This is a genomic window from Emticicia fluvialis (genome assembly GCF_024793945.1).
GTDB classification, from domain to species: domain Bacteria; phylum Bacteroidota; class Bacteroidia; order Cytophagales; family Spirosomataceae; genus Emticicia; species Emticicia fluvialis.
On record NZ_JANUSD010000001.1, the window covers coordinates 126,740 to 144,475 of the forward strand.

11 protein-coding genes are annotated in these 17,736 nt (G+C 42.3%); 8 read left to right on the forward strand and 3 right to left on the reverse strand.

All coding sequences use genetic code 11. The annotated features are described in order from the left end of the window. Window positions 1-407: 407 nt before the first annotated feature. The 5 genes from NZ848_RS00535 (at window position 408) to NZ848_RS00555 (ending at window position 8,698) form a co-directional block, all read left to right on the forward strand. Window positions 408-1,382 (forward strand): KpsF/GutQ family sugar-phosphate isomerase, encoded by a 975-nt coding sequence (locus NZ848_RS00535; protein ID WP_259013939.1) that lies wholly within the window; start codon window positions 408-410, stop codon window positions 1,380-1,382. A gap of 22 nt (window positions 1,383-1,404) precedes the next feature. Then, window positions 1,405-2,472: a M48 family metallopeptidase gene (locus tag NZ848_RS00540; RefSeq protein ID WP_259013940.1), complete on the forward strand. Its 1,068-nt coding sequence runs from the start codon at window positions 1,405-1,407 to the stop codon at window positions 2,470-2,472. A gap of 397 nt (window positions 2,473-2,869) precedes the next feature. Further along, window positions 2,870-4,780: a DUF1800 domain-containing protein gene (locus NZ848_RS00545; RefSeq protein ID WP_259013941.1), complete on the forward strand. Its 1,911-nt coding sequence runs from the start codon at window positions 2,870-2,872 to the stop codon at window positions 4,778-4,780. A gap of 7 nt (window positions 4,781-4,787) precedes the next feature. Continuing rightward, a complete protein-coding gene (locus NZ848_RS00550; protein WP_259013942.1) occupies window positions 4,788-6,296 on the forward strand; it encodes a DUF1501 domain-containing protein in 1,509 nt (502 codons plus the stop codon). Between the two features lie 8 nt (window positions 6,297-6,304). Beyond that, the gene (locus tag NZ848_RS00555) at window positions 6,305-8,698 is read left to right on the forward strand and encodes a PA14 domain-containing protein (protein WP_259013943.1); all 2,394 of its coding nucleotides are present in this window, start codon (window positions 6,305-6,307) and stop codon (window positions 8,696-8,698) included. A gap of 43 nt (window positions 8,699-8,741) precedes the next feature. On the opposite strand, the gene NZ848_RS00560 is transcribed toward NZ848_RS00555, so the two are convergent. Further along, complete coding sequence (locus NZ848_RS00560; RefSeq protein WP_259013944.1) at window positions 8,742-9,449, reverse strand: thioredoxin domain-containing protein; 708 nt, start codon at window positions 9,447-9,449, stop codon at window positions 8,742-8,744. A 246-nt stretch (window positions 9,450-9,695) separates the two neighbouring features. Between NZ848_RS00560 and NZ848_RS00565 the strand changes: the two genes are divergently transcribed. The 3 genes from NZ848_RS00565 (at window position 9,696) to NZ848_RS00575 (ending at window position 14,951) form a co-directional block, all read left to right on the forward strand. Next, complete coding sequence (locus NZ848_RS00565) at window positions 9,696-12,506, forward strand: TonB-dependent receptor (protein WP_259013945.1); 2,811 nt, start codon at window positions 9,696-9,698, stop codon at window positions 12,504-12,506. Window positions 12,507-12,572: 66 nt separating this feature from the next. Further along, the gene (locus tag NZ848_RS00570; RefSeq protein ID WP_259013946.1) at window positions 12,573-14,333 is read left to right on the forward strand and encodes an Ig-like domain repeat protein; all 1,761 of its coding nucleotides are present in this window, start codon (window positions 12,573-12,575) and stop codon (window positions 14,331-14,333) included. Between the two features lie 69 nt (window positions 14,334-14,402). Further along, window positions 14,403-14,951, forward strand: a complete 549-nt coding sequence (locus NZ848_RS00575; protein WP_259013947.1) for a hypothetical protein — start codon at window positions 14,403-14,405, stop codon at window positions 14,949-14,951. A 144-nt stretch (window positions 14,952-15,095) separates the two neighbouring features. Here NZ848_RS00575 and NZ848_RS00580 read toward each other — a convergent pair whose 3' ends face one another. Continuing rightward, entirely contained in the window at window positions 15,096-16,334 is a 1,239-nt protein-coding gene (locus tag NZ848_RS00580) for a hypothetical protein (RefSeq protein WP_253533051.1), read from the reverse strand. 130 nt (window positions 16,335-16,464) lie between these two features. Further along, window positions 16,465-17,577 (reverse strand): AI-2E family transporter, encoded by a 1,113-nt coding sequence (locus NZ848_RS00585; protein ID WP_259013948.1) that lies wholly within the window; start codon window positions 17,575-17,577, stop codon window positions 16,465-16,467. Window positions 17,578-17,736 lie beyond the last annotated feature (159 nt).

Consider the following 17,736-nt stretch of genomic DNA (forward strand, 5'->3'; position numbering starts at 1 on the left):
CTGATGAGCCAGTCATCAGAAAAAATGCCATTAGTAAAGATTTGCTGTAGTAATAATTGCTGTGGTTGTGAGGCGGTTCAGGCCATGCCGGGTATGAGCATCAACAACAGCGATATAATTCGTAATACTTACAAAACAGTTTGCTTAAGGTATGTTTAGCCTGGCAAAAGGTACTATAAAGTTTGAATTAGTTCAGAATAATTACTTTAGCCTTTGCTAAGATACTATTTTTTTAATTGAGTATTACAAATTTCCGGCGTGGTTTTTTTTAACCTGATTCATTTAATGATTTAAACTAGTTTTGTTGTAATTGTTATTCTACAGCAGGCAATGTGTTCTTATTGCACTAATCTTTTGATACAAGCCCTACAAGCATTACTTTTGCCTGTAAATACCCCCTCTGAAAAGTGAAGACGAAGTTAGAAAAAAATTTACAAAGCGTAGCGAAAAAAGTTTTGCAACATGAAGCAGACGCAATACTTTCTTTGAAAAGTTATATTAATGATGATTTTGAATTATGTGCGAAGGCTATTTTAGCCTGTAAAGGCCGTCTTGTGGTAACCGGGATAGGGAAAAGTGCAATTATTGGGCAGAAAATAGTGGCTACCATGAATTCTACAGGTACCCCCGCTCTTTTTATGCATGCGGCCGATGCGATACACGGTGACCTGGGGATGATTCAGAAAGATGACCTGGTGATGTGTATTTCTAAAAGCGGCGATACCCCCGAAATAAAGGTACTTGTGCCGCTGCTGAAAATGCACGGCAACCAGATGATTGCCCTGGTAAGCAATACCCAAAGCTACCTGGCCAGCCATGCAAATTATGTTCTGAATGCCTATGTGGAGCGCGAGGCATGCCCGCTTAATCTGGCGCCTACTACTTCAACCACAGCCGCACTGGCGTTGGGAGACGCCCTGGCCATTTGCCTGCTGGAAATGCGGGGTTTCACCAGCAGCGATTTTGCACGCTACCATCCGGGGGGCAGCCTGGGTAAAAAAATGTACCTGAAAGTAAGAGACGTGTACCCCAACAATGCAGTGCCAAGCGTTTCTCCGGATGCTGATTTACATACGGTTATTCTTGAGATGACATCAAAACTATTGGGGGCTACTGCCGTTATTGATGCATCCAGCCAGTTACTGGGCATAATAACTGATGGTGATTTACGCAGAATGCTGAATAAAAAGCAGGATTTTACAAGCCTGAAAGCAACTGATATTATGACTGCCACCCCCAAAACCACCAGCCCGGACGAATATGCAGTCAATGCACTGGCACTAATGCAGGAGAAAAGCATTACGCAATTGGTGGTGGTTGAAGAAGGTAAACTTCTGGGCTTTGTGCACCTGCACGATTTACTAAAGGAAGGTCTTTTATAAAACTACGCCGGCTCTGAACAACATGCAATATACCGCTACTTATTATGATGGACAAACCTCCAGGCCGCATCAGGTGCAGGTTGAGGTTTGGGGTAACTCCTTGCGCATAAATGATGCAAACATCAATATTGTATGGGCAATAACTGAAATAGAGTTCAGCGCATTTATGGGCAAGGGTAAAACCATGCTTCAGTACGGGGCATTCCCGCATCAACATCTTGAGTTCCCGTCAGACTCCCCACTGGCAATTGCTTTAAAAGCGTATCTGCCCGGGCTTAGCGGTAAGCCCACAAAAGAGGTAAGGCAGTATGAGGCTTTTCTAAAAGCAGCACTTATCATGGCAGGCGTGGCAGCGGGCCTTCTGCTGGCGCTGTATTATTGGTTGCTGCCGGTGGTGGTTTCTTTTGTTGTCAGCAAAATACCGGTATCGGCAGAAGTAGCCATAGGTGAAAAATTCTATCAGGGTTTGATGGGCAACGCCCGGGTTGATAAAAAAGCCACGGCCGCTCTTACCGGTTTTGCCGGTTGTATTGATTTTGAAACCAAATATCCGCTCAGGTTTACAGTTGTTGAAAACAAAGATGTAAATGCCTTTGCCTTGCCGGGTGGCCATGTAGTGGTTTACAGCGGCATTATCGATAAACTTAAAACCCCTGAAGAGCTGGCAGCATTGCTGGCACATGAGGTAACGCATATAAAGGAAAGGCATTCTTTGAACGCACTAACCCGAAGCATGGCTGGCTCGGTGCTTCTATCTTTTGTTTTTGGTGATGACGGCACCCTGGCTAATCTATTGTTAAGCAAAGCCGACGAAATACATCAGCTGGGTTTTTCGAGAAGTATGGAAAAAGAAGCAGATCTGAAAGGGCTACAGCTAATGGCAAACAACCACCTGGATACCCAGGGGATGCTCCGCCTGATGCAAAGACTGCAAGCCCAAGAAAATGAAAATCGTAGCAAAGGTGTACCAGCCTACCTTAGCTCACATCCACTTACTGAAGAAAGAATAACTTATATAACGGAACAGCCTATACCCGCAAGCCAAACCCGGAACAAGGCCATTGAAGAGGCCTGGCGCCTGCTTAAATGATGTAAAATCGGGGCGTTTCTTCCCCGAAAACTCAACAAAGATTTTTGAAATTTAGAACAATTTCAGATTGTATTTTTTTTTTGAAATTAATGTTTGCTTTTTGAATTTTTATTCTACATTTGCTCATAGACACTATGTCTGAGACCTCATACAAAAGTAACCCTGCGAATTGATTCTTTTAGCTGTGCCATGGAAACCAATTGATGCACCAAGTAAAAAATAATGCAAGAGAATGGTGTTTAAAAAACCGAATTCAATTGCATTCAGACAACCCAAAAAGTAAAAACTGAGTAACGATGTAGCGACGGCTTCTGTATAGGAAGTTTCTGTTTTCTATGCGTGCAGGCCAGAATGACATCAAGCCTTTTTTTAGTTGTCAAATTTTAATTGGTCTGAGATGAGGGTACTTACGTTGCTATTAGGAGTGAGGAATGCCACACATGCAAGAGTGTCTTTTGTTTTGGTAGTTATTTTAACCTGTCTTTCCAACAACTTAAAAGCGCAGAGTAGAATAACCTTCGGCAAAGGTAATATTCAGAATGTAACTGTTTCTTCGTCTTCTGCAGTGGGTAGCCAGGATGGCATCACCACTTTGTTAAGTTCGGGCTTTTTGCCCAATAAAACTGCTGCAGCCAGATTATTATCTCAGGCTACGCTTGGCGCAACCTACGACGAAATTGAGAACGTGGCCGCCATTGGTGTAGAATCCTGGGTTAACAAGCAATTGAATATGCCCAATTCGTTCAGGATTGAGGCCTATCTGCAAAACCTGCATCAGTCTATTGTGGATTCGCTCAGACGAACCGATCCTTCAAAAACAATATCTAATACCTATGTAACCGACAGACATTTTGATATCTGCTGGTTTCAGGGATTCATGACTGCCCCCGATGTATTGCGTTGGAGAGTGGCTATGGGTTTAAGCCAGATATTTGTTACTTCAAGGGTGTCGGCCTTTGATTCAAACCCGTATGCCCTGGCCAGTTATTACGACCTTCTGCTCGACGGCGCCTTTGGCAATTACCGTACCCTGCTTGAGCGCATTACCTATCATCCGGCAATGGCGGTTTACCTTACTTATATGAACAACCACGCTACTGATATCAATAAAGGTAAACAAATATATCCGGACGAAAACTATGCACGTGAAATCATGCAATTGTTTTCGATAGGTTTGTTTCAGCTGAACCTGGACGGAACCGAGAAAAAAGACGCCAGCGGCAAGGCTATTCCTACCTATAATAATAACGATATAGCCAACCTTGCCAAAGTATTTACGGGGTTGTCATGGGCTGACAGCCGTTACATAGGCGAAAAAAATAAAGACATCTGGAGTTATACCAGGAAACTGAAGTTTTATGCCGTTGATTCAAGCGATGCCTACCTGAGAACCTGGTCTGTTGCACCAAGAATTGTGAATGCGCATGAGCAGGGTCCAAAAACATTTTTAGGCAAAACCATTGAAGCGCGGCCGGTAGAACAAGGTGAACTGGATATCAGAGATGCTCTTGATATTATCTTTAATCATCCGAATGTTGGGCCTTTTATGGCACGCAGGCTTATTCAGCGTATGGTTTCTTCTAACCCTACGCCGGCCTATATTGCGCGGGTGGCCTCTGTTTTCAATGATAATGGAAAAGGAGTGAGAGGCGACTTAAAAGCGGTAATAAAAGCAATTCTGCTTGACCCTGAGGCCCGCGACCTCAGCAACAGATATACGGGTGTTCTTAAAGAACCGTTTATCAGATATACCAATCTTATTAAAGGTCTTAATCTGAAATCATCCAGCGGTATTTACAGAAATACCATGCGCCGGGCTTATGACAGAATGGGGCAACTGCCACTTTTTTCGCCTAGTGTGTTCAACTTTTTCTCTCCTGATTACGTGCCTGATGGAACCATGAAGGAAACAGATAAATATGGCCCGGAATTTCAGACATTTAATGCCCAGACCTGGACCGGCTATCTGAACGCCCTGAACAACTGGATAGCCGGAGATGAACCAATTGATTATATGGGATATTACAGCGCAGAAACCGTTAAAAACGACCAGAGACCCAGATTTGACCTGACGGCCGATTTCCCGCTGACACGTAATGACAGACTTGTGCAGTTGCTTGATAAGTATAACCTTATACTTGCCAGCGGCAGGCTGTCTAAAAAGAGTATGGATATCATAAAAAGAGCTGTATCAGGTATGCCGCTGAGACTTGCCAACGGTGAGCCTAATGCAGATGATGCCAATAAAAGAGTGCGAGTGGCCATCTATTTAATAATGGCTTCACCCGAGTATATCATCAATAATTAATGAAGCTATGAACAGACGCGCTTTTTTAAAACAGTCCGGTTGTGCAGCCATGGGAGCTACCACCCTGTTAAGCACGCTTACAAGCCTGGGGTCAGTTAACGGTGCCATAGGGCATAAGAGATTCTCGAAGACCGACCTGGGAGAAGACTACAAAGCATTGGTGTGTGTGTTGCTGGCGGGTGGTCTTGACTCCTATAATTTGTTGATACCGAACGGAACGGTAGACAACGGCTATAATGACTATGCCACTACCAGGGCTGACCTGGCCATCCCTCAAAGTTCTATTTTACCGTTAAGCAACGCAAACTCTACCGGCTTCAGGGGTATTTCAGGTCACTATGATTCGTTTGGGTTGCACCCGGCTATGGGCGGGCTGAAAGACCTCTATAATAGTGGCAAACTGGCATTTATGGCCAATGTCGGAACTTTGGTTCAGCCGGTAATGAATGCCACCGAGTTCAGCAGTGGCCAGAAAAAACTACCGGAAGGTATCTATTCTCACTCAGACCAGATTATGCAGTGGCAAACTTCTGTTCCGCAAAGCAGAAAAGCCCTGGGGGTTGGTGGGCGCATTGCAGATTTGCTTAATGGCAGTAATGCCAACAACCAGATATCAATGAATATTTCGTTGGGAGGTAAAAATGTATTCCAGACCGGCGAAAGCATTTCCGAGTATTCAATCAGCAATAATCTAAGTGCCAATACAGTAGGTCTTGATTTGGTGCCTTCGTCATGGTGGGGCAATTCAGGTATGATCAGTGACCTCAGAAATTCGGCTATTGACAGCCTGATTAGTGATACCTATGCTAACCTTTTGCAGCAAACCTATGCCACGGGTTCAAAAAACGCCGCTTCTTCTTTTGATGTTTTCAGAAATGCCTTGAAGAAAATACCCAACTTTGCCACGCAGTTTCCTAATTCGTCGTTAGGCAATGACCTGGCCGCAGTAGCTAAAGTAATAAGTGTACGCAATAGCCTTGGAGCCAAAAGACAGATATTTTTTGTAACACTGGGCGGCTGGGATATGCACGACAACCTGATAACCGGCCTGAGCCAGAGACTACCGATGGTAAACAGTGCATTAAAGGCATTTTATGATGCCACAGTTGAGCTGGGCATAGCAGAAAATGTAACCACCTTTACTATCTCAGACTTTGCGCGTACCATTACATCAAACGGCATGGGGTCTGACCACGCCTGGGGTGGCAACTCAATTGTTATGGGTGGCAGTGTAAATGGAGGTAAAATATACGGGGCCTACCCGAGTATGAATCTGAACAACAACAGCCAGAACGTTTCGTTCAGAGGTAACTTTATTCCGTCTGTCTCAACAGATGAACTATACGCCGAAATGGCTCTATGGTATGGGGTAAGTCCTGCAGATTTATGTTATGTGCTGCCCAATATCGGTAATTTTTACGCGTATGCCCAGGGCAATTATCCTATCGGCTTTATGAATATGAATGGTAGTGCCATTTCTACTGAAGATAAGCCGCAATCGTGTTTAACCTATTGAGTGATGCTATGAATAGAACGTTTACACTACTGTTTTTTATTATGTTTACATCGGCCGGCAGCCTGTTTGCGCAAAACTGCATTGGGCCGGGCGGGCAGGTAAAGTGGTCTTACTGGGCAAACTTTGCCGTTCAGGGTGCACCAGACATAACAGACTTGTCGGTTCTTGAAAACTACCCCGACAAGCCCGATGGTACACAGATACTGGGTTCACTGAGAGCCCCTGTCAATTACTCCGATTATTTTATTGGTATGATACGCGGTTTTATTAAAGTTCAGCAAACCGAAACGTATCTTTTTAACATTACCAGCGACGACAAAGGTACTTTTTTCTTAAGTACAGACCAGAACCCGGCCAATAAAGTAAAAATAGCAGAGGTTACGTCAGCTACTGGTACTGAAGAAAACAGTAAAGAGGCAGGCCAGACCTCAGCGGCTATTCAGCTGAAGGCAGGGCAGTATTATTATTTTGAATCCTATAATTTTGAGGCCTCAGGCGCTGACCACCTTGCCTTATGGTGGAAGAAGGCCTCAAACCCCACCGGAGCCTGGAGCATCATTGATTTTAACAATATAAACGAATACAACTGCGGGCAGGCCTGCCCCCCAAGAGGTACGCTCTGCAATGATGGCAATGCCCTTACCAAAAACGACCAGCAGGATGGCTTCTGCAACTGTGTGGGAGTTGCCCCAACTGCAAATGCCTGTGTGGGCGAGCGTGGTCTGGCAGAAGCCTATTATTATGATAACATTAAAGGCAGCTATGTTGAAAATGACCTTGTTAATTCGCCTAAATTTCCGTTATCGCCTGATAGAAAAGAAAAGCTGAAAGGGGCGTTTGGGCCTATACCCACCATACCCATTTATGCTTCTGATAACTATGGTGCCTACGTGCAGGGCTTTATTACGGTGCCGGTGTCTGGCAATTATGAGTTTAATGTAACCGGCGACAACCAGACGATTTTTTACCTCAGCAAAAATGACTCAATTGAACACAAACAGACATACAAAGCTGTGGTAATGCAGGGCGTTGATGAAACCGAGCATAACAATGCCCCGGCCCAAACCATTGGCCCTGTTTATATGCAGGCCGGTAAGTACTATTATTATGAAATCAGAAACAAAGAAAACAACAGCAGAGACCATTTTAATGTTTACTGGAAAACACCTTTCTATAAAGAAAAGGTCTGGAAGCGCATACCTGCTTTTTATTTGTTCGACTACAAATGTGAGTTAGCCTGCATTGCACAAGGTACCCCTTGTGATGATGGCAACCCCTATACCAATAATGACAAAATCAATGGCATTTGCGAATGTGTAGGCACGCCCTGCTCAGGGCCCGACTGCATAGACGAAACCGCCAGGTATAAAATGTTTGATTCGCAGGGGGTAACAGACAACCTCTCTACCACCGAAACCTCCTGGTTGTCTTGTGGTACTCAAAAGGCAAATCCAAATGCCGCCAGAGCCGGTAACAAGAGCTGGATTTTGTATGATTTTTCTAAGCTATATGTGTTTCATGATACAAGGGTCTGGAACTATAACGTTCCGGGCGAGACAGGTAAAGGGTTCAGAAGTGTAAATGTTGATTACTCAACAGACGGCAAAACCTGGCAGCCAATTGGCAATGATTACACCTGGCCGCAGGCACCGGGCAGCCACGACTACGCCGGTTTTGAGGGCCCTAATATGAATGACGTACGGGCAAGATATATACTGGTTTCAGCAAAAGATAACTGGGGAGATGCCACTTGCACCGGTTTCAGTAAAATCACATTCAATGCCTCGCTCTGCGATGTGGAAGGAACAGCCTGCGATGACGGAGACCCACTGACCCAGAATGATAAGTTTGACAATAACTGTAATTGCAAAGGGGTAAGTATTAATTGCGCCACAGACTCGCTGGCTTTGCAGAAGAGTTCTATTACCTCGGGCGATTACAAGGCTGCCAGAACAATTGTGGCACAAACTACCGTTTCTACATCCTCAAAAGATATTTCTTTTACGGCAGGTAATAGTATTGTGTTATTGCCGGGGTTTGAGGTGAACAAAAATTCGGTCTTTACTGCCGACATTGCCGGTTGCGTGCAGCAGTCTTTTATAAACAATCAGAAATCGAGAATGGCAGTTGACGATAAAACGGTTTCCGATTTTAAATCAGACACTACTCATATTGATAAGCAGCGGAAAATTGTTTTCCGGATTAATCAGCCGTCGCAGGTGAAACTGACCCTGAAAGACAAAAATGAGAAGATTATTACCACTTTGATTGAAGGCTACTCACAAAACCTGGGTACACAGATTAAAATGCTGCCCGTTAACAAACTACCAAAAGGAGAGTACTGGATTGAGCTGCTTGTGGCAGACAAAGTGCTGAGAGAAAAGCTCGAAATTACGAAATAGACGAAAATAAGCCTGAGAACACTACTGCGCTCAGGCTTATTTGTTATTTCAGTTGTTTAATTACATCTGTCTTGGCTATAAAACCCTCGTGGGTCCACTGAATTTTACTGTTTTTATAAAGCTGCAAGACGGGCAGGGCGTCAACTTTCAGCGCTTTGCACAATTCGGCATTATCATCTGCATTGATTCGTAATACCTGCACTTTATCCTTCATTTCTGAAGCAATCTCGTTCAGATAAGGCTCCATTCTTTTACAGGGTTCGCACCAGTCAGCATAAAAATCAACCAGTACCAGTTTATCCGAACTAAGCATTTGATTAAACTGCTGCCTTGTTAGACTTACAGGCTTGCTACCGGCTTCAGTGGTTTCAGGCAGGTTGGCTGCCCGCCATTTAATAATGCCGCCTTCCAGCTCATACACATTTTTGAAGCCCATTTCTCTCATTCTGGCTGCCGCCGCTGCGCTGCGTCCACCTACAAGGCAATACACAAAAACAGGCTTGGCTTTATCAATCTTAGCTACTTCAGCAGCAAAGTTGCTGTCTTTCCAGTTTACATTGCGGGCATCTTTCAGGTGTCCTTTCGAAAACTCCTCCGGTGTTCTTACATCCAGCACCAAACCGCCGGGCGTTTGTTTGATTTTCTCCGAAAATGCCGCTGCTGGCAGATTATTGGTCTGGCTGTGGCTTTCAGAGCAGGCCAGTGTGGTTGTTATAAGGGCAAATAGCCAGGTATACAATTGTCTTTTCATTTCTTGAATATGATTTAACAGACAGCAAAGATAAACTATCCTTCGGGTTTTAAACGTGATAAACGTCACAATCGCTATTCAGGTTATAATAAATTCTTTGCCTTGGGGCGCCGGGCTTTATAATCTTGAAAATAAGGCAATTATTATGGGTTTTGCCAAACATAATTAACACATAATATTGACTTAACATTTGCTTAATATTGACAAGCTAGTTTTGCACCGTGAAAATAAGACACGGAAACCAATATGAACAATAAGAAAATTTCTACTACTCTTTTTTTGTTATTTGCTACAATTATTGCCTTTGCCCAGACGGGAACCATTCGCGGAACAATCAAGGATGCCAAAACTAACGAAGACCTCATTGGCGCAACTGTTAAAATTGAAGGTACAGCCTTAGGTTCAGTTACTGATATTAACGGTTTCTTTTCGATAGCGAAAGTACCGGCCGGAAAAGTAAAAGTGGTTATCAGCTATGTTTCGTATCAGGACAGGGTTCTGGCTGATGTAGCGGTTGTAAGCGGAAACATAACAGAAATAAACACCAGCCTTGAAGAAGAAAAAACCTTACTACAGGAAGTAAAAGTTACAGCCAGCCGCCTGACTAACACTGAGGTGTCGGTTATTTCAGAAATAAAAGCCGCCCAGATGGTGGTAAACGGTATTTCGGCACAGCAGATTGCCAAAACCCTAGACCGTGACGCAGCCCAGGTAGTGAAGCGCGTACCGGGTATTACTATTGTTGGAGACAGATTTATCAATATCAGAGGTCTTAACCAGCGTTACAACAATGTAATGCTTCATAATGCATTTACACCCAGTATGGAGACAGACGTTAAGTCTTTCTCATTTGATATTATTCCCAGCTCTCAGATTGACAGGATGTTGATTTATAAAAGTCCTTCGGCTGAGCTACCCGGTGAATTTGCAGGTGGTCTTGTGAAAATCTTTACCAAGAATATCCCTGACAAAAACTCATTGGTAATTGATTACAGCACTTCTTACCGTAGTAATACAACATTCGGAGACTTTTATCAGCCTAACCAGGGTAAAAATTACTGGACAGGGTTCAATAACGGATATTACGACCTGCCTAAGTATTTTCCGGCCAACATTAGTCAGGTACTCAATAACCCTGCTGCGCTTGAGTCCGCAGGGCGTTCTTTGAGAAATGAATGGATTGCCAAAAACTCTACGGCAACGCCGGACCAAAGAATTGGTATTACAGGTAACTACAAATTTTCGATCGGAAGAGTAAAAGCGGGTAACGTTACGGCAGTAAATTACTCTGACACCCGTACCAATTTTTTGATTGACCGTAACGATTTCAATGCCAACATCAGCAATACGCAATCGCCGATCTATAACTTTAACGACCAGCAATATAGCCGTAATATCCGTGTAGGTGTGATGCACAACTGGGCGTTTCGTCTTAGCGACAATCATTCTATTGAGTTCAAGAACCTGTTTAATCAGTTAAGCAATTCCAATTATACACGCCGTACAGGCCGTGCCATTGAGGCCAACTATAATCCTGATAACCACTCGTTCAATCAGGTTTACCGGGGTATTTATACCGGCCAGCTTACCGGAAAACACACACTTGCCAATGGCAAAACCAGTATCGACTGGGTAGTTGGTTATAATCATTCGTATCGTGACCAGCCAGACTACCGCCGCTACCGTTCGGATGTTGACCCTTCCAGCGGCACTAAGTCTGTGTATATTCCAATAGGTACTGCGCAGGCGTTCTTCCTGGGAAGATGGTTCTCTAAAATGCTTGAAAACGGTTATACCGGCGCTGTGAACCTGACACAGAAAGTAACCCTTTCTAAAGAAAAAGAAACGGAAATGGAACTGAAAGCCGGTGTTTTCTATGAGAAGAAAGACCGTAGCTTTAATGGTAGAAACCTGGGCTACGTACGTGGCTCAAACTTTAACGGAGAGTTATTCACAGCACCTATCAACGTTATTTTCAATAATATTAACGGCACTAACGGTATCAGAATTGACGAGCAGACTAACCCGAACGACTCGTACACTGCGGGTAACAAGTTGTTGGCCTACTATGCAAATGCCAATATTCCGCTAAGCAAAAAGCTGAATATCATTGGTGGTGTTAGGGCAGAAGACAATACGCAAAGCTTAGAGAGTGCTTTTATTGGCGGAGCCAAGGTATCGGTTAAAAACCCGGTTTTAAGTATTTTGCCATCGGCCAACCTTTCTTACAACTTTAATGAGAAAATGCTTGTAAGAGCTGCTTACGGACAAACCATTAACCGTCCGGAGTTCAGAGAGCTGGCGCCTTTCTCGTTCTATGATTTTGATTTCAACGTAGTATATGAAGGCTACACCGGCCTTAAGATTTCAACAGTGAATAATTTTGATGCCCGTTGGGAATTCTACCCTACACCTGCCGAGGTAGTTAGTTTTGCAGTATTCCACAAGGATTTCAGAAACCCGATTGAAATTGAAGTAGAAGCAGGTAGTGGCTCATTAGGTGCCAAAACCTTTATTTATAAAAATGCCCAGAGTGCCAGAAGTACAGGGGTTGAGCTTGAAATAAAGAAAGGGCTGGCAAGTATTACTTCTTCAAGATTCCTTGAAAGGGTAAGTGTGCTTTTTAATACCACTCTGATTGTAAGTAAAGTAAAACTAAGGGAAGGTGCGGTGGGGCAATCAAATAATCGTCCGTTGCAGGGGCAGTCTCCTTACATCGTAAACACAGGTATAAACTACAATGATCAGGAAAGAGATTTCCAGGTAAATATTCTCTACAACGTAATAGGCAAAAGAATTTTTGCCGTAGGTTTTCTGGGATACCCCGACCTATACGAAATGCCACGAAACGTGCTTGACCTTACTTTCTCTAAGGGTGTAGGTAGCAGATTTGTTATCAAAGGTGGTATAAACGACATCTTCAATCAGGCAGCCTTAATTCTGCAAGACGGTAATCAGGACGGTAAGTTTGACCGTAAAAATGATGAAATCATGCAGCAATACAAACCAGGCAGATTATTCTCTCTGGGTGTAAGCTACACTTTGAGTGGCAAATAATTAGCAAATCGAATATCAATATATCAAGTAAACATTTTAGGATTTACATTTAAAACCCCAATAATCATGCAATTTTCCAGATTATCTCGATTGTTTGCAGCAAGTGCAATGGCAGTTTCGGCTGTGTTTGTACTGAACGCATGTAAAGAAGATGAAGAAGTTTTCCCGGCGCCAACTGCATCGGCAGGTGCTGAGGCATCTGGTGTTCCAGGAGCAAAAGTAAACGTTACGGCTTCTATCAGTGCACCGGCTGGTTTGAAAACTCTTACAGTTTTGAAAAACGGAGCCGCTTTTGATACAAAAACTTATACAGACGGAGCAACTTCAGACAATTACACGAAAGAATATACTATTGAAAGTCTGGCCTCTGGTACAACAGTAAACTTTACTGTTATTGCAACAGACACTAAGAACCAGGCATCAGCTCCGGTTACATTTACAGTAAAAGTAACGGCTGTTCCGCCTAAACAAGTGGTTACAGTAAAAGGACTTTTAACCGGCAACATCAGCTGGACAAAAGATAAAATCTACAAATTGTCTGGCTTTGTACGTGTAGGTGGCGACACCACCGAAACCGCTGCTGCCGGAGTTGCAACCGGAACCCTTACCATTGAGGCTGGTACAGTTATTATCGGTGAGCGTTCTACCAAAGGTACTTTGATTATCCAACGTGGTAGCAAAATTATTGCTAACGGTACAGCTTCTGAGCCTATCGTGTTTACATCTGAACGTGGTGTAGGTGAGCGTGAAGCCGGCGACTGGGGTGGCCTGGTAATTTGCGGTAAAGCAAAAAACAACCTGCCTGGTGGTACTGCTCAGCTTGAAGGTAGCTACAAAGCATGGCATGGTGGCAGCGATGATGCTGACAACTCTGGTAGCTTGAAATATGTTCGTGTTGAATATGCAGGTGTGCCTATCAACCCGAATCAGGAAATCAACTCATTTACTTTTGGTTCAGTAGGTAGTGGTACATCACTAGAGTATTTACAGGCTTCTTATGGTGGCGACGACTCTTACGAGTGGTTTGGTGGTACTGTAAATGCAAAATATCTGGTAGCTTACAGAGGTCTTGACGATGATTTTGATATGGACAACGGTTTTAGAGGAAACATTCAGTTTGCAGTGGGTCTGCGTGGCGCTACAAGTGCTGACCAGTCTGGTTCAAACGGATTTGAAGTAGATAACGATGGTCAGGGAACGTCAGCCGAGCCTTTCACATCGCCAACATTGGCTAACGTATCATTGATTGGTGCCAAACAAAGCCAGGAGACATTTATCAGCACATTGTTCCAGAATGGTATGCACTTGCGTCGTAACAATAAAATCAAGGTTTATAACACATTTGTTACGGGTTACCCTAATGGTGTTTATATTGACGGTTCTACTACTGCCGCTAACGCAGTTGCTGGTTCGTTGGTATTAAACAATGTGGTTCTTGCCGGTGTAACTGGCTGGGGTACCAATGGATACGGACAAGGTGCTGCTACACAACCGCAAGGTTTTGCAGTGCGTGACGTAAACACCTCTACGCCTGCTGCTGCTTTAACTATTGGTACACAAAAGCCATCTGAGTGGTTTGCTTCTTTGGCGGGTAATAAAGCCTTAGCTTCGTGGACCACCACTGGTATCAGCAATACTGTATTTGGTGCGGGTCGCCCAACGTTTACTATTACTACATCTGCAACAGATGCTATCACTAAAGGTACTACAACTGTAACCTTGCCTGCGTTCTTTACTGCTACCGATTACGTAGGTGCATTTAAAGATACAGACTGGACAGCCACCTGGGCAGAGTTTAACCCTAGCGCGGTAGTTTATATCAAGTAATATTTCTTTGAAGAAACAAGGGGTAGGGAGTACCCGCCCCTTGTTTTTTAAGTTTACATCAACACCAATATGAAAAAGAGTTTATGGATATTTATTTGTCTGATTGCGGTTTCGTGCCAGGCAGACAAGTATAAGGTCAATCATTATTTTGACACAGCACAACAAGATACTTTACTGACAAATATCGTAACCTATATTTATAGTAAGGCGCCTCAATCAACCAATCAGACAAGATTCCAACCCCGGTTCAGGAATTTCTATGTTGCAGCTCTGCCAAAATTCAGCATTGAAAACTATTATATCGGCCCGGATAGCACCCATTATTTTTTTGTGATACGCCCAGTAGGTAATCTACCCTATAAGCGCGGAGTGATAGGAAGATACAAACTAGGGAAAAACCTGATGCCGACCAATTTTGAAGAGGTAGTTAATACACCTCATCTGGACGAAAAACTGGTAAAGGAAAGAGGCAGATTCTTGTTCAAAGAACTGATAAAGACCGGAAACCTGAATAAATACCTGACCATGAAGCATTACGTAGAATGGCCGGATGCCCATTTGGTTTATGATAAAAAACTGAATGAATGGGTGGCACCCACTTCTGAATCTATACAATAAAAAGACATTAGTTTTATAACTAGAAGATTATCAGCCCTTTGGTTGAGAATTGAATCAGCAGATTCATATTGGTGTTAAATCAGAAAAGTCAGAGGCGTTGCTTCTGACTTTTTCTTTTTGAGTTAGTCTCGCTTTTGCAACAATTCAGAACATCAGACCGACACCGTAACTCAATTGTTTAAACCAGTTTTGTTTATGATTAAGTAATGGGGAAAAATTTGTTTGAAAAACAATATTGGTTCTTTTAAGCGGAATTATTCCACCTAGTTCAAAAACAAGTGGAAATTTGGGAAGAAGCTTAACTCCGTCAGCCTTTTGCTGAGTGAAAGTTGCCGAGAATCCGGCATAAGGGCGAAATTCTCCTTTTAATGATGCATAACGAACCCCTAAAGCAATTGAGGCAATTTCCCGTTCGATTTTCTGAGTAGTATTTTTATCGGTGTTTAGCAAAGAATAACTATAATAATGGAAACCCAATTTGTAAAAAATATTTTGGTTTTTACCGTAATTTGGGATGAGAACATAAATGTTATAGTTCCATGCATTTGTGAATTTTGTTTCAGCACTTGTAAAACGGTCTTTGATAGGAATTGTGCCTCCAGCCGTAAAACCGAAATAAATCTTACCTAATTTTTTCTTTTGAAAAATAATTTCAGGTTTTGTTTCGGTGTATAATGTATTATAGTTTACAATGAAGGCAATTAAATCTTTAGCTGTGTAATTAAGGGTCTTTAAAGACTGTTTAATGCCGTTTTCCAGTGCAAATTTGTTTTCAAACAAAATGCTATCTAAGGTATCAGTAAAAGGTTTTTGCTCAATATATCCACCTCTAAACCTGTTAGTTTGATAATACTGACCTTTTATGATAAAGAATCCATTATTACGGATACTATCCGGTTTGAAATCATAATAAACAGGAGGTAACTCATGCATTTTTTCATCCTTTTCTATATAGAATTGATTTATATCATTTTGGGTGGTTAGTTGATATAAACTAACTTCACCTTTTACAAGTAATTTTAAGTACAAATGTTCTCTATGCGGTTGAACCTGGTTGTTTTTTAAAATCAACGATCCTGATTTTATGAATGGGAATTCACTAAAAGAGTTGTCGACTCTGTAAGAAGAGGAATACACTTCTTTTGATAAGTAAATATTGCCATTAGTAATGTAGCCTTTTATTGAATTTGGCGATACCTCTACAGCCTTGTCATTTGAAGTTAATTTATAACTGATTTTTGATGTGGTGGAGAAATTTGAAAGTATTACTTGAGAAGTATCACCTTTTAAATTAACAATTTTTGCAGGTCTGTAAATGTCCTGTGAAAACAGTTTAATTGTTAAAATTGAGGCAGCTAAAGTTAAGGTAAAGATCCTTATCATATTTGAGTAGTACAGCTTTTAAGTTTTAATAACAAATGTAAAGATATTAGCTTAAATTAATAACCAGCTTAAGATAATATCTTTATCTTGTAATTGACAGCAAAATTGTGCGTCGTAATTGCAATTAATCTTATTTAGCTTTAGACCTTTTGCTGCCACTTTTAAGATTAAAGGCAATTTTGCTGACGGGTGGCTGGTCGTCGCCAATCAGAAAACCAAAAGGCTTCAGGTCATCTATTCTGTCAAAAATTACTTTTAGTATCGCCGTAAGCGGTATAGAAAGAAACATGCCTGCAATACCCCATAGGGCTCCGCCAATGAGCACCACTATTATAGAAATAAGCGCGTTTACCTTTACCTTGCTTGCTACTATTTTAGGTACTATCAGGTTATTGTCAATAAACTGCACGGTTGAAAAAAGGATAATTACCCATAGAACATAAGTAGGCTCTTTGTTGGTAAGCGCCACAGTAATCGGGAAAACCATCGCTATCAGGTTACCGATATAAGGTATCAGGTTAAGTATGGCAGCAATAATACCTATCAGAATAGCATATTCAATGCCCAGCAACAAAAGACCAACCGAGAAAAGCGCCGATACAATAACGGCTTCAATCAGCAAGCCCATCAGGTAGCTTTGAATAAGGGCTTTTGTTTCAACCAGAACTTCTTCTACAATATGTTTTTTAGCATTATGAAACAGCATCGATATAAACTCAAGCAGCAGCGATTTATAGAATAGTATCAGAAATATATAAACCGGTAGCAGCACAAACAACGCAAAAATATTGCTCATGGCCCCTAGGGTTTTGGTAACTACCACGGTGCCATTCTTCATGCCTTCGGTTTTTATATTGGTTAGCATTTCCTGCAATCTGGTTTTACTGAGGCCAAAGGTTTGGGTTACCCAGTTAACAGCTTCTACCGACAGCGCATCAAATTTTTGCTTGAACTGCGGGAAAGTGTCGCTGAACATAACCAGTTGCGAGCCAATAAAAAACAGTACTACGGCTAAGAGAATAAATCCCGCAAAAATAGCCAGGCTGATTGCCAGAATTCTGTTCAATTTTTTACTGCATAAATAATTAACGGCAGGGTTAAGCAGTATGGCAATAACCACGGCCAGAATAAATGGTATAATGATGTTCTGGCCAACGTAAAGAATATAAAAAAAAGCCACAAGCCCCATCACAATTTGTGCAAATTTCAGGTAAACAGGTAATTTTATAGAATTCAGGTCCATGGTTTTGTTTGATTAAGTTTCTGACTGATATGTCTACCGGTTACTTCAAAAAAATTGTCCAGTTTAATAAGGTAGTATAATGCACACAAATATGGCTGTTTATGTGGATTAGTACGTATAGCCTATGTAGAATTAATTCTACATAGAGTTTATTTAATA